This is a genomic window from Pirellulales bacterium (assembly GCA_036490175.1).
GTDB lineage: Bacteria > Planctomycetota > Planctomycetia > Pirellulales > JACPPG01 > JACPPG01.
On sequence record DASXEJ010000140.1, the window covers coordinates 1 to 20,020 of the forward strand.

General features: G+C 61.5%; 10 protein-coding genes. 6 read left to right on the top strand and 4 right to left on the bottom strand.

The window, feature by feature from the left end; genetic code table 11:
• Window positions 1–488: 488 nt before the first annotated feature.
• Both VGG64_10590 and VGG64_10595 read right to left on the bottom strand, forming a co-directional pair.
• Window positions 489–863: a DUF559 domain-containing protein gene (locus tag VGG64_10590; GenBank protein ID HEY1600041.1), complete on the bottom strand. Its 375-nt coding sequence runs from the start codon at window positions 861–863 to the stop codon at window positions 489–491.
• Between the two features lie 68 nt (window positions 864–931).
• A complete protein-coding gene (locus VGG64_10595) occupies window positions 932–2,029 on the bottom strand; it encodes a Gfo/Idh/MocA family oxidoreductase (protein ID HEY1600042.1) in 1,098 nt (365 codons plus the stop codon).
• Between the two features lie 318 nt (window positions 2,030–2,347).
• On the opposite strand from VGG64_10595, the gene VGG64_10600 reads away from it, so the two are divergent.
• The 6 genes from VGG64_10600 (at window position 2,348) to VGG64_10625 (ending at window position 15,284) form a co-directional block, all read left to right on the top strand.
• Window positions 2,348–3,385: a TIGR00730 family Rossman fold protein gene (locus VGG64_10600; GenBank protein HEY1600043.1), complete on the top strand. Its 1,038-nt coding sequence runs from the start codon at window positions 2,348–2,350 to the stop codon at window positions 3,383–3,385.
• 258 nt (window positions 3,386–3,643) lie between these two features.
• Entirely contained in the window at window positions 3,644–6,157 is a 2,514-nt protein-coding gene (locus tag VGG64_10605; protein HEY1600044.1) for a DUF1549 domain-containing protein, read from the top strand.
• Window positions 6,158–6,539: 382 nt separating this feature from the next.
• A complete protein-coding gene (locus tag VGG64_10610) occupies window positions 6,540–9,623 on the top strand; it encodes a PPC domain-containing protein (protein ID HEY1600045.1) in 3,084 nt (1,027 codons plus the stop codon).
• A 170-nt stretch (window positions 9,624–9,793) separates the two neighbouring features.
• Entirely contained in the window at window positions 9,794–12,868 is a 3,075-nt protein-coding gene (locus tag VGG64_10615) for a c-type cytochrome domain-containing protein (GenBank protein HEY1600046.1), read from the top strand.
• A 288-nt stretch (window positions 12,869–13,156) separates the two neighbouring features.
• A complete protein-coding gene (locus VGG64_10620; protein ID HEY1600047.1) occupies window positions 13,157–13,306 on the top strand; it encodes a hypothetical protein in 150 nt (49 codons plus the stop codon).
• A 472-nt stretch (window positions 13,307–13,778) separates the two neighbouring features.
• Window positions 13,779–15,284 carry a BBP7 family outer membrane beta-barrel protein gene (locus tag VGG64_10625; protein ID HEY1600048.1) on the top strand — a complete coding sequence of 502 codons (1,506 nt, stop codon included), beginning with the start codon at window positions 13,779–13,781 and terminating at the stop codon, window positions 15,282–15,284.
• Window positions 15,285–15,696: 412 nt separating this feature from the next.
• Here the strand turns inward: VGG64_10625 and VGG64_10630 are convergent, their stop codons facing one another.
• Both VGG64_10630 and VGG64_10635 read right to left on the bottom strand, forming a co-directional pair.
• Entirely contained in the window at window positions 15,697–15,882 is a 186-nt protein-coding gene (locus VGG64_10630) for a hypothetical protein (protein HEY1600049.1), read from the bottom strand.
• A 311-nt stretch (window positions 15,883–16,193) separates the two neighbouring features.
• Entirely contained in the window at window positions 16,194–19,724 is a 3,531-nt protein-coding gene (locus VGG64_10635; GenBank protein ID HEY1600050.1) for an aminotransferase class I/II-fold pyridoxal phosphate-dependent enzyme, read from the bottom strand.
• Between the last annotated feature and the right edge of the window lie 296 nt (window positions 19,725–20,020).

The window sequence follows — 20,020 nt, forward strand, 5'->3', positions numbered from 1 at the left end:
ACTTGACGTTGGCAGGTCGTGGTGCGCTCGCATTTCCCTAAAAAACCAGGGTTTCTGTCCGTCTGGTCAAGTCGTGGTCGTCGTTTTTCGCAGCGGTGAATAATTCCATAAATTGAATAAATCGGCGCGGCCCGCCGTCAACCGCAAATCTGGCCGCCCTGAAAAATCACGCCGCGCTGCAAGCGCACGGCTGTATGTACGGCACAGTGCGATATCCGGCGCGGTGCGATACCGCACCCAGTGCATTCACACCTCTACCATTTCAGGGAGATGGCTTTTTGCGCCCGCGCATATGTGGCACACACAAATGTTGTGGGCAAACGTTTTTGCAATCCACGCGCTAATGCTATGCACGCGCATATACATCGCTGCGTCGAGCAACGTTCAAAATCCCACTCCCATTCAGGGAGGGATTAGGAAAGGGTAACGCGCCCCTTGGGTCTGGGAGGGCAGGACGCACGTGGCACGGGAAGGGGCGACGCGCACCGTCACGCAGTCGTCGTCGGTCCTTGTAGATGTCGCAGAATGTCTTGCACGACGGCGTCGAGGTCCTGCAGGACTTCGTCGTTTGTGTAGCGGATCACGCGCAAGCCCCCCTCGGCGAGCCTTTCGGCCCGTCCGGCGTCGTAGCTTTGGCGGTCGTCCGCCGTCGGCGCGTTGATTTCGACGACCAATTGTGCGGTGGCGCAATAGAAGTCGACGACAAAACGGTCGATCGCCACCTGGCGGCGGAATCTCCAACCGGACAGCTGTTTGCTGCGCAGCCGGTTCCACAACATTTGCTCGGGCGTGGTCGGCACGCTGCGCGGCGCGCCGGCCTTGTTCTGTGGAGTCGGACGAACACGATGACCTTTCGGGGGCATGGCAACTCTTGGATTGGCGAACAAGGGGCATTGTCCCGCCCACGGCCGGCGAGCAAGAAGGTGCTGGATCAGCTGGCGAGCGTGGCGAGGGGATTCTGGCGGTTTGTCAGAGGTAGTTTAACCGGAGCATGCCCGCAGTGGGAGCCAAAGACGGCCGCAATCATTTCGATCGTGGCCCGTGCGTCGTAGGCGTTGCACCTGGTGTCGCGGTTTTCGCGGATCGCCGCCAGCAGATCTTCGACGGCGGCCTTGTTGCCCGCGTGCGCTGTGCCGTCGGTGAGTGGTTCGGGCTGTCCCACGCCGGCGCTCGAGACATCCTGCCACGGTGCGCCAGACGTCCAAGAGGGGTCGGCCAGCAGTTTCACTTTGGGCAGGTAGCCGGTTTGAATTTCGATGAGTCCACCGGTGCCGCAGATTGTGACGCCGAATCGTGTCCCTGGGCCCGCACTGCGGCACGAATTGAAATACGCAGTCCGGCTGTCCGGCAGACCGAACATGGCGCTCACCGTGTCGCCGGCCAGCGGGCCGAGTCCTTCGGGACCTTCGCGCACGTCCTCGCGGCGCACTGGATGGCCATCGACCAGGACCGAGGCGAAGCACCACTGCGGATCGCCGCCAAAAATGCGGATCAGGTCCATGATGTGCGAGCCGAGCACGAACAGGTCTTCGCCGCCGCCGCGCTGGTCTTCCTTGCCGCGCGAGCGCAGTTCGAGCACGCGGCCGATCTTGCCGTCGGCAATCAAACGGCGGACGACGTCGATCTTGGGGCTGTAGTGGGTCTGATGGGCGATCGCCAACCGAGTGTGTGTGCGTTCGCAGGCCGCCACGATCTGGTCGGCTTCGGCCGGCGTACGACAGAAGGGCTTCTCCATAAATATATGGATGCCACGCTCGGCGGCGGCCACAGCCATGTCGCGATGCTGGTCCACCCAACGCGGGGCGATGGCCACGATGTCGGGCTTCACGTCATCCAGCATTTTGCGATAGTCGCTGAATGCGCGGTCGACGCCGAGTCGCATGGCGGCCTTGGCCAGACCGTCGCGATCGTCATCCGCCACGGCCACGACTTGCGTCTCGGGCACATCGGCCCAGACGGTGTCCAGACCGTGCCCATAGTCGCCACGTCCCGTGCGGCCAATCACTGCAACGCGAACAGAATCGGCCATGCTTTTGGCCCTCGACGATTATTTGCGTTCGGTTAGCTGGGAACAAACGTCCGCGCCGTGGGATCGCTACTCCGCCGGTCTCGGTATCGCTGGCCGTGCACTATGAACTTCCTGTAACATTCGCGGGCGACAGGAAGCAGGCCAAAAAGCTGAGCAGACAAGCGAAACGACGATCGCAACCTACCACGCCAACACGCGCCCAGCTACGCGCTAGGCGGGGGAACGGTATATAATTGGCCGACATATATAATGTGCAGCAACGCTACCGGGATATCCACCTGCACGACCCCCTTCCGCATGCTGTAATTAGGGATCGCATTGAACGAATTGCCGCAAGAAGTACCGTCGCTGGATACAGTTGAAGGCCTTACCGACACTTGGAATGCGGATCGCGTCAGTGACTTGATCGCCATGATCAAGGATTCGGCCGATAAACTGGCGGCCGACCGCACCAGCCGCGGCGATCTGAAAATCCTCAGCCGCGCCATCCGTGAACTGCGCTGGGCGTTCAAAGTCTTCGCCCCTTATCGATCGCGGCGCAAAGTCACGGTGTTCGGTTCGGCCCGCACCCGCCCGCACGAAGCCACGTTTCAGCAGGCGGTCGATTTCGGCCGGGAAATGGCTGCCCGCAGTTGGCTGGTCGTCACCGGCGCGGCCAGCGGCATCATGGAGGCAGGCCATCTGGGAGCCGGCCGCGAAAACTCGATGGGACTGAACATCATGCTCCCTTTCGAGCAGGATGCGAATCCCGTCATCGCGGGCGATGCCAAACTCGTCCATATGAAATACTTTTTCACGCGCAAGCTGATGTTCGTAAAAGAGTGCGATGCCGTGTGCCTGTTGCCCGGCGGTTTTGGCACGCTGGACGAAGGCTTCGAGGTGCTGACGCTCTTGCAAACCGGCAAGCGCGACATGGTGCCGATCGTCTTTTTGGACGAAAAGGGGGGCAGCTTCTGGCCCGAGTTCCACGAGTACATTAAGCGTCGCTTGCTGGGACACGGCATGATTTCGCCCGAAGACTTGTCATTGTACAAGCTGACGGACGACGTCGGCGAGGCGGTGCGCGAGATCGATCATTTCTATCGCGTCTACCACAGCATGCGGTACGTGAAGAACAAGCTCGTGGTGCGGCTCAGTCATGCTCCTAGCGAAGAGCTGCTGGACGCCATCAACGCTCACTTTGCCGACATTCTGATCGACGGCAAATTCACCGTGTCCGAGGCGTTGCCGGACGAAAAGGACGAGCCGCAGTTGGCTCCGCTGCCACGGCTGGTGTTCCAGTTCAATCGCCGTAGCCTGGGACGGCTGCGCCTGCTGATCGACGCATTGAACCGCGGCAGCCTGGCGGTGTCTTAAAGGTCGCGCCTCCGGTCAGTGGGGCGCATCTCTTGCCTGGGCGGTTCATCCGCCGCGAATCAGATGGTGAACATACGTGGACCAGTTTCTATCGAGAGAAATCGTCCGGCACGCCGTGCGCGACGCCCCGTGAATGCATCAACATATGATGGCGCGTTGAAAAATCGTTGCATTCAAGGAATGTGAATGCGATAATCCGGGCGCCCGCTTTTTAGCCTGCCTCAGCACCCCACCGGTCCTGCTCACGGGAGGAGCCCTATGACTCCGACAGCCGTGTTTCCACGTCTTGTCGCGCTATCGCTTGCGATCGCTTTGGCCTCGAACGTCGTGGCCGAAGAAGTCGCCATTAATACCAGTGTGCCGCCGCCCGCCGGCCCAGCGGCCCCAGTCGTCGACTTGGGCGCCGCCACGGAACTGTCCTTTGCCACGGGCGCCAATGCGTTATTGCGCGGCCGTGACGCCCAGCGTCAATTGGTGGTGATGGCCAAGTACGCCGCCGGCATAACGCGAGATGCCACCCGCCAGATCGCCTTTTCCAGCAATCCTGCCGGCATCGTCTCTGTCGACAGCACAGGCCTGGTCACTCCGCTGGCCGATGGCAAGACAGTTGTCACGGCCCAAGCAGCTGGCGGTGTGAACGCCAGCATGGAAGTGGCGGTGGATCATTTTGTCGACGATCCGCAGATCAATTTCCCGAACCAGATCGTGCCGATCTTTACCAAACTCGGCTGTAACAGTGGCGGATGCCACGGTAAGGCCAGCGGCCAGAACGGTTTCAAGCTGTCGCTGCTTGGGTTCGAGCCGGGCGAGGATTATGAGCATCTGGTTAAGGAAGCGCGCGGCCGGCGTTTGTTCCCTGCAGCGCCTGATCGCAGCCTGCTGCTGACCAAGCCGATCAACGCCATTCCGCATGGTGGCGGTCAGCGGCTGGATAAGGAATCGCTCGAATATCGACTGTTAAAGCGCTGGATCACGCAGGGCATGCCCTACGGCAAAGATACCGATCCCAAGGTCGCGCGGATCGAAGTCCTGCCGGAATACTCGATCATGGCCCGCCGAGGTGAGCAACAGATCGCCGTGCTGGCACACTACACTGACGGCGCTATAGAGGATGTGACGCGGCTGGCCCAATTTGATCCTAACGACAATGAGATGGCCGAAGTCTCGAACCTAGGCCTGGTCAAGACGCTCGACCTGACCGGCGACGTGGCCGTAATGGCACGCTACCAGGGGCATGTGGGTGTGTTCCGGGCCAATGTGCCGTTGGGTGTGAACGTCGACACTCTGCCGCCCTCGCAAAACTTTGTCGACGACCTGGTTTTCGCGAAGCTGAAGACCCTCGGCGTGCCCCCCTCGGTGGTTTGCGACGACGCCACGTTCCTGCGTCGCGTCAGCGTCGATATCGCCGGACGTTTACCGACGCTGGAAGAGACCAAAGCCTTTCTGGCCGAAACGGATCCCGCCAAGCGCGATCGGGCGATCGATCGTTTGCTGGACAGCAGCGATTACGCCGACTACTTCGCCAACAAGTGGACCGCGGTGCTGCGTAATCGGCGCCAGAACCCCAATTACATGCACGGCACCTACGCGTTCCACGACTGGATTCGCGAAAGCCTGTATGCCAATAAGCCGTATGATCAGTTCGTGCGCGACATTCTGACCGCCTCGGGCGATGTGGGCGACAATCCGCCCGTGGCCTGGTATCGCGAAGTAAAGGACACGAATCAGCAGGTCGAAGACAGCGCGCAATTGTTTCTGGGATTGCGGATTCAATGTGCCCGCTGCCATCACCATCCGTTCGAGGCCTGGAGCCAGCGCGACTACTACGGTTTCTCGGCGTTCTTCTCGCAGGTAGCGCGCAAGCCGGGAGATCAGACTGACGAGCAGCGCGTCTTTAGCAAGCGCGGTGCCGCCCGGGCCACGAATCCGAAGACAGGCGAAAGCCTGCCCCCGACCGGCCTGGGAGCAAAGCCCAGCGACGTTTCGCCCGAGCGCGACCCGCGCGAGGCTTTGGTTGATTGGATGGCGGCGCCGGACAACCCGTTCTTTGCCAAGGCGCTGGTGAATCGGTACTGGAAGCATTTCTTCAGCCGCGGCATCGTCGATCCCGAAGACGACATGCGGGTGACGAACCCGGCCTCGAATCCACAGTTGCTTGACGCCCTCGCCAAGCACTTCGCCAGCAGTCATTTCGATCTGAAAGAGCTGGTGCGGACCATCTGCCGCTCGAGCGCTTATCAACTGAGCGCGCTGCCGAACGACTACAACCTGAACGACAAGCAGAATTTCTCGCGCTACTATCCCAAGCGCCTCACGGCCGAGGTTCTGTTGGATGCGTTGGACGGCGTTACCGCCGCGCCCAGTAGCTTCTCGGGATTGCCGGCCGGCACGAGGGCCGTGCAGATTCCGGATACGGGCGTGAATTCGTACTTCCTCACGGTATTCGGCAAGCCCGAAGCAGCTAGTGCTTGCGAGTGCGAGCGTTCGCAAGAGGCCAACCTGGCGCAGAGCCTACACCTGCTGAATTCCAGCGAAGTGCAAGGCAAGCTGGCCAACGGCAGCGGACGTGCCGCCCGGCTGGCCGGCGACAAGCAACGCAGCGACGAAGACAAGGTGCGCGAGCTGTACCTGTGCGTCTACTCGCGCGAGCCGGCCTCGGACGAACTGGCGATCGCGACCGGCCACCTGGCCAAGAACGAGAACAAGCAACAGGCCTTCGAGGACATCCTCTGGGCTTTGGTGAATACCAAAGAATTCCTGTTCAATCACTAGTCGGGGCAAAGGCAGGCGGCTCGGCGGCAGCCGGGGCGACTGACAGTTTGTTGCCCGCGATGCGGTTTGCCGACGCGGAAGTGGATTTTTACGCGGCCGGCAATCAGACTAGAGCCTTGAAGTAGGCCTTGGGCCCGCAGCCCACGGCACTGTAGATCCTGCCCTCGGGTTTTGAAAAGCATTGGCGGAACCTGGCGAGCCCTTCGCCGGGTGCTGGAGTAGCGTCGAGCGCGACCGAATGGCTACTGCGCGACACTCGCGTGGCGGCCCAGCGATCGGCTTTGCGGCGCGAGGACTTAGACCCACCTTCCCAACCTACCTGCCCCGCAACGACCTGCCGGTCGTTCGGCCCCGCACCAGGGCCTCGACGATGGAGAATGCTGTGTCTCGAATCTCGACCGGAGCGCGTCGCGCCGTAGTGTGCTGGATGCGCCGTCTGCTACTTGTTGTTGCGCTGCTGATGATCCCCGCAGGCAGTGCGTGGGCCCAGTTGCCAGCCGCGCAGTTGCACGCGTTATTTCCGGCCGGCGGACGGCAAGGAACGATTGTCGACGTGCGGCTTGCTGGCGGCACCGATATCGACGGCGCCGATCGGCTGGTCTTCTCGCATTCGCATGTCACCGCTGTGCAGAAAACACGGGCTCCCACGCCGTTTGAATCCGGACCGCAAGGAATTCCGAGTGAGTTCACCGTGGCCATTCATCCGGACGTGCCGCCGGGCATCTACGAGGCGCGATTCAGCGGAAGATTCGGCATCTCGAACCCGCGCGCATTCGTGGTGGGCAATCTGCCCGAGCAAAAGGAGCCGGCCGACAATCACTCTCCGGAAAAGGCCGCGGCGATCCCGTTCAATACGATCATCAATGGCACGGCCGATGCCACCAGCAACGACTACTTCAAGATCGCGCTCAAGAAAGACGAGCAAGTGGTGATCGACTGCTGGGCCGAGCGCATCGATTCGCGGCTGGATGGCACGCTTGTAATTTACGATGCGAGTGGTCGTGAACTGTCGTTCGATCGTGATACGAATCGCCGCGATCCACTCTTGGCGTTCACAGCGCCGGCCGACGGCTTGTACACCATCAAGCTGTACGACTTCCTTTATCGGGGCGGCGCCGACTACTTCTATCGCTTGCTCGTTACCACAGGTCCCTATATCGACTTTGTCGATCCGCCGGTCGCGGTGCCTGGAACGAAGGCGAGCTTCACGCTTTTCGGCAGCCATTTGCCGGGCGGGGCCAAGGTCGAGGGAATGACCTCGCGCGGCCGTACGCTTGAGAAATTGACGATCGAGATCGAAGCGCCAGCCGGCCAGGCTACAGACGAGTTGACGATCAGCAACCTGGTGCGAGCCCAAGACGCAACGCTCGACGGCTTTGAATACCGGCTTTCGACGCCGGCCGGGGATTCAAACCCCTGCCTGATTGGCTTCACGTCGGCCGCCGTGGTTGAAGAGCAAGAGCCTAATGACGACCCGAACAAGCCGCAGCCGATCAGCGTGCCTTGCACGTTTGTGGGTCGGTTCTCGCCGCGCGGCGACTACGACTGGATTTCGTTCGAGGCCAAAAAGGGTGACTCCTACTGGATCGAAGCCATCTCGCAGCGGCTGGGGCTGCCGACCGATCCGTATGTGCTCGTACAGCGCGTCTCGCGCAACGATAAGGGCGAGAGCCAAGTGACCGACGTCCAAGAGCTGGACGACGCGGGCAAAGGCGCCGGCATTCCTTCGTTCCGGCCCGAAAGCGACGATCCGGCCTATCGATTTCTGGCACCGGAAGATGGCACCTACCGCGTTCTGATTCGCGATCTGTACGCCGGCTCGCGTGGCGATCCACGTTTGATCTATGCCTTGGCCATCCGCCGCGCGGCGCCCGATTTCCGCCTGGTGGCCGTGCCGGCTTACCATACGAACCTCACGGCGCCATCGGATTTTCAGCCGGGCAATCCGTTGTTGCGGCGCGGCGGCACCGAGACGATTAACGTGGTGGCGTTGCGACGCGACGGATACGCAGGCGAGATCAACATCACCGTTGACGGACTTCCTGCCGGAGTGACGGCCCGCCCGGGATTGATCCCGGCCGACCAGAATACAACGACGATCGTATTGCGGGCCGCTGAAGATGCTCACGCCTGGGCCGGCACGATTCGCGTTGTTGGCAAGGCTGCCATCGATGGCAAAGAGATCGCCCGCGTGGCACGTCCTGCCGCCATCGCCTGGCCGGTGCCGCTGAACACGCCTCCCGAGGCGCGACTGGCCCGCGACCTGTGGCTGGCCGTACTCGATTTGGATACGGCGCCGTTTTTGGTGGAACTGGGCGAAGACAAGACATGGGAAATGTCGCGCGCCGGCAAGCTCGAGATACCGATCAAGGTCGTGCGTCGCGGCGAAATGAAACAACCAGTCACGCTCACGGCGCTGGCATTACCGGCGAACGTCAAAGCGGCTGCCGTGACGATCGCACCCGAGGCTAGCGAAGGAAAGCTCGCGCTTGAGATCGCGGACAAGGCGAGGCCGGGCGTGTACGACCTCCGCTTGCAGGCGCAAGCAGCCGTCCCATACCGTCGCGATCCGCAAAGCGCCGACGTAGCAGCCGCGGCGAAGCAGGTCATCGAAAAACTCTCTACTGAGCTGGCCGCCGCCTCGCAAGTGACCGAGCAGGCGCGGCTGGCCGCCGAAAAACTGGCCTCCGAGTCGGCCGCCGCCAGCACCCAGGCCACAGCGTCGGCACAGGCTCAAGCTCAGAAGGCGACGGCAGCGGCAGACGAAGCCAAAGCCGCCGCGACCAGGCTCACGCAAGCGCGCGAGGCTGCAGAAAAGGACTCGACGAACCAGGCGCTGGTCAAGGCGAAGGACGATGCCGAGGTCGAAGTCCAAGTGGCCCAAGTGCAATCCGAGGCGGCAGCCGCCGGACGCGTAGCGACCGACAAAGCAGCCACCGAGGCCGCGGCCAAGATGCAAGCCGCTACGGCTGACAAGGCGATTAAGGACAAACTCGCCGCCGATGCAGCCGCCAAGGCCAAGGCGGCGGCCGACGCCAAAACGGCTGCCGACAAACGCGCGGCGGATCTGGCCAAAGCGGCCGAACAGAAAAACGTCAACGTGTTCGAGTCGTCGACGTCGGCCATACTCAAGATTACTAATGCACCGCTGACACTGTCCGTCACGCCGCCGGCCGCTGCGATCAAGCCCGGCATGCCGCTCGAAATTCCCGTCGCTGTGGGACGGCTATATGGTTTCGCCGATCCGTTGGAAGTCGAGCTGGTCGTGCCCGAGGCGGTCAAGGGTGTGTCGGCAGCCAAGTTGACTCTGCCTCCCGAAATGGTGGACGCAAAGTTCGCTCTGACCACCACGGCCGAATCACCGGCGGGTAAGCATTCGTTGATTGCTCGAACCAAGTTCAAATTTGGCGGAGCGGACTTCACGGTCGATCAGCCTGTGCAAATCAAAATTGAAGCCGCGCAATAGTTCCTACTCAACATTTGCTAGGAAATCCAACTAGAGTGACGTATTCACGCGGTAATGCCATGACAGCAAAGTTAACGAATCGTTTCTCGTTTTGGGCGCCACGTCCCGTTCGCGTGCAAGGCACCAGAACGACGGGCGCAAGAGTGTTGGGTGCAAAAGTGACGGGTGCCATGCCCACGCTCGCGTGGCCATGCCTGATCGCGACGTTCATCGTCACGACGACCACTGCCCCGCACGTGCGCGCCGACGATGCGCCCGCGACGATTCCCATTGCTGACGTAAAGCGTGACGTTCCGGTTGATTTCGCCAAGGATGTGCAACCGTTGCTACAGAAGCATTGCGTGGCTTGCCATAACACCACGACGCACGAAGGGGGCTTAAGCCTGGAAAGCCCGCAAACGATTCTCAAGGGGGGTGACAGCGGCCCAGGTGTCGTGGCCAACAAAAGTGTCGAGAGTCTGCTGCTCAAACGGGCCAGCGGTCAGCTCGACGACTTGATGCCGCCGCCGGGAAACAAAGCCAATGCTACGCCGATGTCGAGCGAGGAATTGGGGCTCGTGAAGCTGTGGATCGACCAGGGGGCGACCGGCAATAATGGCGCGGGCGAGTCGATCGCCTGGCAGCCGCTGCCGCCAGGTGTGAATCCGATCTATGCGGTAGCCCTCACGCCCGATGGCCAATACACAGCCTGCGGCCGCGCGAATCAGATATTTGTCTATCACACGCCCACCGGCAAATTGGTCGGTCGCTTGACCGATCCAGAGTTGTTGCGTGCCGGCGTCTACCAGAAGCCAGGCGTAGCGGATCTTGACCTGGTGCAATCGCTGGCAATCAGCCCGGATGGCTACACGCTGGCCTCGGGCGGCTACCGCACGATCAAGTTGTGGAGTCGGCCGCGTAACGTGCGTGCGTTCACTCTCGACGCCGTAGCGCCCGAATCCGTGGCAGCGATCACCGTCAGTGCCGATGGCAAATGGTTGGCCACAGGCGGTAACGACGGACAAGTGAAATTGTGGGACGCAACCCAAGGCGCCGCGGCCCGAACGCTTTCCGGACACACAGCCGGCATTACGTCGCTCGTGTTTTCGGCGGATGGCGCGCGGCTCTTCTCCGGCTCGCTCGACAAGTCGGTCCGCTGCTGGCAAGTGGCCGACGGCGCGGCGCAAGGTGGCATTAGCGTGCCGGCCGCCGTGAACGCTGTGGCAATTATGGCCGATGGCTCGCAGATCGCGGCCGGTGGCGCAGATAATTTGATCCGCGTGTGGAACATCGCTTCGGCAACGTCGCAACAAGTGGCCGAGGCGGCGCCTGTGGCCGCTTTCTCGGGCCATGCCCAACCGATCACGTCGCTGGCCAACGTGCCTGGCATGCCGCCGCGCATTCTCTCAGGCAGTGCCGACGGCACAGCACGGCTGTGGAACCTGGCCGATGGCAAGGTCATGCAGCAGCTCGATCACGGCAGCCCGGTGACGGCTGTCGCCGTGCGGCCCGATGGAGCTCGCTTTGCCACGGCAGGCGTCGGCGGCATTGCCAAACTGTGGAACGCGGCGGACGGCAAGCTGGTGGCTGACCTGCGCGGTGACGTTCGCGCACAACTGCAAACCGCCTCGGCCGAGCGGACCGTGGCCGATCGCACCCGTGACCTGGCGCACTTCACGGCCGCCGTCGCCACGTCGGAAAAGGCGTCAACCTCGGAAGCCGAAGGCGTAACGAAGGCGATGGAGGCGCTCACCGCCGCTGAAAAGGGTCGCACGGAGAAGACCGAAGCCGCCAAAAAAGCAGAAGAAGAAAAAGTCGCGGCCGAAAAGGCCTCGACCGAAGCCGTGGCCGCCGCTAAAGCGGCCGACGATGCCAAGTCCGGCGCCGACAAGGTCATCGCCGATGCCGAGGCCGCCGCTAAAACCACCAGCGAAATGGCGGCTCAGGCCACGGCCGCAGCCGATGCCGCGCCGGGCAACAGGTTCCTGGCCGACGCCAAAGCCGCGGGTGAGAAAGCTATCGTCGAAGCCACGGCCAAAATCGCCGCTAGCAAAGAAGCCAAAGTCGCTGCGGAGAAGGCCGTGGTGGAGTCGCCGGCTAAAGTCAAAGCGGCCGCCGACGCTTTGGCGGCGAAAGTAAAGGCGGCCACCGATGGTGACGCGGCGCGCAAGCAGGCGGAAACCGGCTTCACCGCGGCCGAGCAGGCACTGGCCGCATCGAACGTCGCCGCCAAGCGCGCGGCCGAGGCCGTACCCGTTGCCAAGGCGACCCAAGCAGCCGGCGAAGCGGCGCTCAAACAATCGCAGGCCGAGCTCGAGAAGGCCAAGCAAACCGCCGTGGCCAGCGAACAACCGATCCGCACCGTCGCGTTCTCGCCCGATAATGTGCAGCTGGTGACCGGCGGTGACGACCGCCTGATTCATCTATGGAGCGCCGACAATGGCGCCGCGTTCGAGACCTATTCGGGTCATGCCGCGCCGGTGCTGGCCGTTGCCTTTGCCGGCGACGGTCGCGTGGTATCTGGTAGCGCCGACAAATCAGCAATCGCGTGGGACCTGCACCCGGCCTGGACCTGGCAGCGCACGATCGGTGGCCCGGAGAGCGCGTTGCTCGTCGACCGGGTCACGGCGCTCGACTTCAGCCCCGACGGCAAGCTACTCGCCAGCGGCAGTGGAGAGCCGTCGCGCAGCGGCGAACTGAAGATCTGGAACGTGGCCGACGGCACACTGGCGCGCGAGATCGCCGACGCTCATAGCGATACGATCTTCGGGCTCGATTTTTCGCCCGACGGCAAGTATCTGGCGTCGTGCGGCGCCGACAAGTTCGTCAAGGTTTTCGACGTGGCCAAGGGAAGTCTGGCTAAGAGCTTCGAGGGGCATACCCATCACGTGCTGACCGTAGCCTGGCAATCGCAGGGACGCGTCCTAGCTAGCGGCGGCGCGGACAACGTCATCAAGGTCTGGAACTTCGAAACGGGCGAGCAGCAGCGCACCATCGGCGGCTTTGCCAAGGAAGTCACTGCCGTGGCCTTTGTCGGCACCGGAGACGAAACGATTTCCTGCACGGGCGACAAGCTGGTGCACCTCTATCAGACCGATAGCGGCAAGAAAGTCCGCGACTTCGGCGGTGCAAGCGACTTCATGTACGCCGCCGCCATCACGCCCGACGGCAAGCTGCTCGTGGCCGGCGGTCAGGATAGCACCCTACGCGCCTGGACCGCACAGGATGCCAAGGCACTCTATACACTCGAAGCGGCAAAGCCGTAGAGCGCGTTCGCCGTCGCTGCTAAACACGTACTTCATTGATTCCGCGCGGGATGCTATGTATTGACGCGTCGAATCGCTCGGCGATTCGCTCGCTTGGACAAGCCAACCGTAACACGCAGGACCAGCAGATCTCGGAAGTCTGCCGGGCGTGCGGCGTCCGCCGGGCAATCGTGCGTGGAAGCATTGCTTCGACCCCTGGCGGACCTGGTACAGAATCCGCAATCGTCTGGCCCACCGTGCGCACCGCCGCGATCGACGCTCTGGCGTTGTTGGGTGGCGATCCGAGCGATGCCGTGCCACGCCAATACCCTATGGGTCGACGGAGCGCTAACCGTGGCCACGGCCGAAACCGTGTTGATCCTGCCCATGGGCAGGCATTGGGTCGTGCTAGCAATCCGTCACGCGATGCCCAGCCGCACGACCATCTCCTTGATGTGACGCAGCCGCCGGTCGCTGTGGTCGCATTTCAACTCCTCGGCGGGAATTAGCGTGCGACGGCAGGAGCGCGGGCCGACGTCGGCGTGCTGGCAATGCGATTGCCGTACCTGCCATGCGCGGTAATGACGGAGAGCCGCATGCGGGAGCGCAGTAGCGGCCGCGCTCTTTTGTCGGAAGACGTATGTGGTTGCAGACGCCCAGAGGGTCACGGCAAAGTCACCGCAAAATACTCAGACAACCATGCACAGTCCCTCTTGCGCCGTCAATCTCTTCGTATTTTGCCCATCTACATGAAACGCCTACCGGAAATGTCTTCGGAATCGGAAGTAACCATTTTTTCGTTAGGGTTTACCTTTCTTACTCAACTGCCGCGACTGGCAAGGCCGATACTACGGGCACGAATACCTACAGCGGAGTTCTCCGCTGTGTGATTGCGCGGATACTGTCCGTGGAACTTATGTGGACTCCGACGATGTCGATTAGCCGCCTGAAAGCGTCCTTGCTCACGTTGGCCGTCCAGATGCTATGCGTCTCGGTGGCGCTGGGAACCGAGCAGGGAGTGCAGCAGTACTCATCCACGCACCCGCCGGGGCCGCAGCAGGCGAGCGGTCCTCCGCAGCCAGGCCATGATCGGCCCGGACCGGGACCCACCGTCGGGGATGAGACGCCGAGCGGCATTGATGCCCCGGGTCCCGAGTTCATGAGCATTGAGGATATGGAGGTTTGGGCCCCGGCGGACATCAGCACCTACGGTGCTGGCATCCCGGCCAATACAGGCTGGTGGTTTTCTTGGGACTATCTGCGATACACGGTGTCGCCGCCGAAGCGGACGATCATCGGTAATCCCAGCATTTCGACCGCGTACTTTACCGGCACGCCGAACTACTTTGGAGCCTCGGTCGGCCAGGGCATCGTGACGCTCCCCAGTTCAATCACGCCGCCTACCGGTACCACAACTCTCGGTGGTAGCAATGCGGGCGTGCAGCTTGGTCCAATGGACACAGGGTTTATTGGCGACGGACCCTCCAACGGCTATCGTTGGGAAGGTGGTTGGATGGACAAGAGCCACGGCTTCTTGCTAAGCGCGTTCAGGCTCTATGACAACGATCAGCAGGCCGTTGGTCAAAACGTGGGCGTACCGTTCTACGCACCGCCGCAAGGGCCCTACGGAATCTCGCTCCTGCAGGGGTTCGTTGACCCGAGCGGTCTAGGACACGACGCCGACCTCAACGGCAACGGCATCTTCGGCCGCTATGGAGCCAACCCGACGTCAGGACAGGTACCTGCCAATCCCGGCACCGCGCCGGACTTCGGTGACTTGGCCACGCTGCCGACGAATTTCACCAGAATCCTTGTCCAGGACCATCGTGCCACGTGGGGCGCCGAAGCCGACTATGTTTGGCGCCTACGAGAGCGTTATCATCCGACGACCTGGGAAATCCTCGGCGGCGTACGCTACTTCCGCTGGGATGAAAGTTTCTACGTCTTGGGTCAAGGTGGCGTACTGGACTATAGCTACTGGAACACCCGTGCCATCAACAACCTGGTGGGTCCCAACATCGGGTTGCGATTTGCCCATCGCCGCAACCGGTTGAATTTGACCAGCGAAGTACGCTATTCGCCAATGGCGAATATTCAGAACAACCAGCAACAAGGACTGATCGCGGGCCTTACTGTCCCTGGTGCGCCGGCAACGATCACCGGCAATTCGCTTAATCTGCAGCCCACCGGCTGGAACACTGCCATCGGCAAGACCGAGTTCTCCAACCTCGCAGAGCTGCGACTCAACCTGCAATACCAGATCTTCAACAAGGCCTCGGTCAACGTCGGTTGGACCGGCTTGATCGTCGACGGCATTGCCCGTCCTAGCGACATGATCAACTACACGCTGCCGAACATGGGCCTGCTTGTTCACGGCAACAATCGCCAGACCGTGTTCATGCAAGGCTTCACGCTCGGCTTCATCTTCAATCGCTAGTCGCCCATCGTAGCAACAGCGAACGAAGCGATAGATCAGCGTGATCGTGGGACATTATCCGGTGCCGCGAGGACGGGGTATTACCTGGGGCGACCGGACTGAATTACGGCGCACAATGCCCATCGATCACAGAGAGAGGGTTGCAGCCCGCCGCAATCGAATGGCCGCCCATCCACCAGCGACCGAGGGGACATGACGGAACCACGGCTGGCCAGGATCGTGGCCTGCGTGATTTCTGTGGGACCGACCGTGCCTCCGGTTCCGCGCTCCTGCTCGTTGCGGAAGCTTGGCACATACGCTCACCACGAATGGATGCGAGTCGGATGTTCGGCAACGATAGACAGCTCGCATTGCGTCAATTTCGCAGCGAGCGCCGAGTTCATCTCACAGCGTCCAAGGACAATGCTCACACTTAGACAGCGTCGGCACTGCGCAACTTGCGAAGCTCGTCCAACTCGCTCATCAAGCGATGGCGCAGTGGGCTTTCCGGACGAAGCTCGTCGAGCAATGCTTCCGCCTTGACCAGCGAGGCTTCATCATACTCTCCGCCTTTGAACATCTTCCGCCAGCTGCGCACGACTTCCTGCTCGGTTAGCACTCGGACCACCCTTCTCGAAGAGTTGCAGATTTAGTACAGCCAACACGGCCCGCTGCCGTCTGGCCCCACAACAGGACGACACACTCATCCTACCCGGGACCGCTGTAGGGGACAATCTCGCGATTTCTGCGCTCGAGTCCGCAATGCTGGCAACATGCCGAGTCGTTCGTCCGCAATTGTTAGCGGGCAAACGACTGTAGCGATGGGTCTGTCCCCCCACTGGCGGAGTTCACGGGCGGACAATGGACGCAGGCCGTGGCGAAGCGATGCTCCCTGCCACTACCAGAATTCGCTCCGAAACTACTACTGGTTTACCTCGAAACGCTTTCCAGCGACGCGCGGTGGGCCGGCTCCGGAGAGCCGCGATTTATATAGCCCGGATCGATCTTGGCCAATTCTTCGGCCAGGGTTTCGACGGTGTAGCGGATCTGCTCTTCGGTATGGATCGAGGTGATGAAGAACCGCAGCCTGGCGGCCTTTTCCTCGACGGCCGGATGAAGAATCGGCTGGACGTTGACTCCCCGTCGCTCCATCGCCTGCGACATTTCCAAGCAGTGCAGCGAGTTGCCCAAAATGATGGGGACCACGGGCGAGTCCTTGCTGGAACCCGTGTTCATGCCCCACGACTTGGCGAGATTCAAGAACAATTGCGAGCGAGCCCGCAAATTGGACACCCGTTCTGGTTCGTCCTCCAACAAACGGATGGCGGCCAGTGCGGCCGCCGAGTTCGAGGGCGTGATACCGACGCTGAAGACGAATCCCGGAGCGGTGTACTTCAGATACTGCACCACAGCCTGGCAACCGGCAATGTAGCCGCCGCAGCTGCCGAAGGCCTTGCTCAGCGTGCCCATCCACAAATCGACATCGCCGGGATGTACGTCGTAATACTCGCCGATGCCGCGACCACGTCGGCCCAGTACGCCGACTGAGTGTGCTTCGTCCACCATCAGGAAGGCGTTGTGGCGTTTCTTGACCTCGATGAAGCGGGGGAAATCAGGAATGTCGCCATCCATGCTGTACACGCCTTCGACGGCGATCAAAACGCGACGATACTCGCCGCGTAAATCGGTTAACAGACGGTCGACCGCCCGCCAGTCATTGTGCGGGAACGGCCGCCTTCGCGCGCCGGACAGGATGCACCCCTGCACAATGCTGTTGTGCGCCAGCGCGTCGTGCAGCACCAGGTCGCCGGGACCAAACAAATGGCCCACCGTGGTTTCGTTGGTGGCATGTCCGCCGACAAATACGATCGAGTCTTCGGCGCCGATCATGTCGGCGATCGCCAATTCCAGATCGCGGTGCACGACCTTGTTGCCAGACACCAGGCGGCTGGCCGAGACCGATGTGCCGTATTGGTCGATGGCTTCTTTGGCGGCCTTGGCGACTGTACCATCGCCCGACATACCGAGGTAATTGAAGCTGGAAAAATTGATTAGCTCGCGTCCGCCAACCACGGTCGTGTCGGTGGCCACCTGTTCGTGCAGGTGAAAGAACGGATTGGCCAACCCTGTCTCTTCCAGCAAGTCCAGACTCTGTTTCAGCTTCAGATACTCGGGGAACTTGTCAAAGCAGTAGCTTTCCTGCGGAATCACTTGGGCTTCCTGGTGGCGTGACTTTTTCGTTCCGCTACCCAAATAGATCTCGGCCGCTTCGAGCACCTGGCGGCAGGTTTCCAGCTCGGGCATGACATCTTCCGGGAAGCGTCCACCGAAGCGCTCTTCGAGCGAGGCCAGAATCTCCATCCGCTCGAGCGAATCGAGTCCAAGGTCGCTAATCGTGGTGTCGAGCGATAGGTCCGCGGCGCGGTCTTTGGCGATGCGGCGAACCTCTTCGATCACGGCTTCCGACTTGTCAATCGCGGACGCCGCGTGCCCATTGCCGTTTCGCGCTGAGCCATTGCCGTTGGCGACATGGGGAACGTGCCCCACGCCGTTGTGTCCCAGCAACCCGGCCGACAAGCTTTGGAACGTTTCTGCCGCCGACTTCGGGGTAGAAAGCGTGCACGATTCTCCGGCCGTGTTGGCAACGCGGCCGTTCGTGCGCTTGGCAGAACTGTGGCCATTGCTGCCAGAAGTAGTGAGGGCCTCGTCGGCCTTCTCTTGGGGAACGGCGTCCCAGCGGGCCACGATGTCCAACGTTCCACCCACGAGCGCCGCACGGCAGGCATTACGCTGAATTTTTCCGCTCGACGTTTTGGGAATCCCGCCCGACTTCAACAGGACGACGCAATCCACGATCAACTCGTGCTCTCGCGAAACGTCGCGACGAATCGTCTCGATGATGGCATTGGCTTGGCTGCGACCGCCACGATCTACTTCGCAAGCCACGACCAGCCGCGGTGTCTCTTCGTCATCGATCGTAAACGTGGCGATGCAGCTGGGGCGAATCCCGCTGTGAGCGTGCTCGACCGTTTGTTCGATGTCGTTCGGATAGTGGTTCAGTCCGCGAATGATGATCAGGTCCTTCAGGCGGCCGGTGATGAATAACTCACCCCGATCGAAGAATCCGAGATCGCCGGTGCGCAAGAAAGGGCCCTCGCCTGTATCGGCCAAATGGGCACGAAATACATTGCCCGTCTCTTCCGGACGATTCCAGTATCCGAGCGCGACACTGGGGCCTTTGACCCACACTTCGCCAATCTTGCCGTCGGGACAGCGGATCAACGATTCGGGATCGGCGATCACTGTTTGTTGGTCTGGCGCCGTTTCGCCCGAGCCCACCAGGCAGCGCCCGTCGGACTCGTCGACGACCTGGGCCTGGCCGTTCTCTAAACCTTCGGGCCGATAGGCGCGGATCACCGGCAGGGCGTCCTTGTAGCCACCCGAGACGATCAGCGTGGCCTCGGCCAAGCCGTAACACGGATAGAACGCCTCGCGCCGGAAGCCACAGGACTCGAACGCTTCGCTGAATCGGTCGATCGTCTCGGCGCGAACCGGTTCTGCGCCGTTGAATGCTAGCGACCACTGACTGAGGTCCAACTCGGCCCGTTGTTCGGGCGTCGTTTTCCGCACGCACAAGTCGTAGGCGAAATTCGGCCCGCCGCTGATCGTAGCCCGATAGCGCGAGATGGCTTGCAACCATCGCAATGGCTTCTGCAAAAACGCCACCGGAGACATGAGCACATTCGGCCGTCCGATGAACATCGGCTGCAGGATACCCCCGATCAACCCCATGTCGTGATAGCTGGGCAGCCAGAATACGGCGCTCCCGGTACGCGAGCTTTGCTCGTAGAGATGCTTGATCAGCCCCGAATTGTGAATCAGATTGCCGTGGGTCAGCATCACCCCCTTCGGACGACCGGTCGATCCCGAGGTGTATTGCAAGAACGCTAGCGTGCCCGGGCCGATGTCTGGGTATTCCCAAGCCGATTCAATGCCGCCGTGCGGTTCGTCGGTGGCCCGCCAGCTGACTTTCATCAGGTCGCGGCTGTGCTTCAACAGCGGTTGAACCCGCTCTAAGACAGCACTCGTCGTCAGCGCCACACGCGCATCGCAATCGGCGGCGATCGCCTGGATGCGTGTCAAAGATCGGTTCATCCGCGGCGGATAGGCCGGCACGGCCACCACGCCTGCGTACTGGCAGCCGAAGAAGCTAGCAATGAATTCCAAACCGGGCGGATACAGCAGCAGTGCACGCTGGCCCTGTAGTCCGTGTGCCTGTAACCAGGCGGCGATCGCCCGCGCTTGTCGGTCGAGTTCACCGTAAGTTATCGGAACCTCTTCTACTTCCCCATCCGCTAAATAGGTAAAGGCCATATCGTCGGCCTTGTGCGCGGCCAAGTGCCGCAACAGGTCTACCAGATTCGGGGGGCCAAAGAACGATCCGCGAGTTTGATCAAGCACAGCTAGTCGACTCCCGCAAGAAAACATACAACGCTCAGGCGACAGTTGCCTGGGCGAAAGGTTTTTTAGCGACGATTGTTCGGCAGGCTTTGCCTCAATGCACGCATTGCAGCACTCTGCCGTTATTCTCGATAGGTTGTTGCCGGGGGCAAGAGCCTGGCCGGAGCCCCGATCGTGGCCCCCAGCCTGCAGGCGCAAGCGTGGGCCTCTAACTCTCTATCCAAGAAAGTTTCGGTACAGGTGGGAGAGACGTCGTTCGCGAGCAAGGCAGGTAGGTAGTACGCCAAGAAGTCATC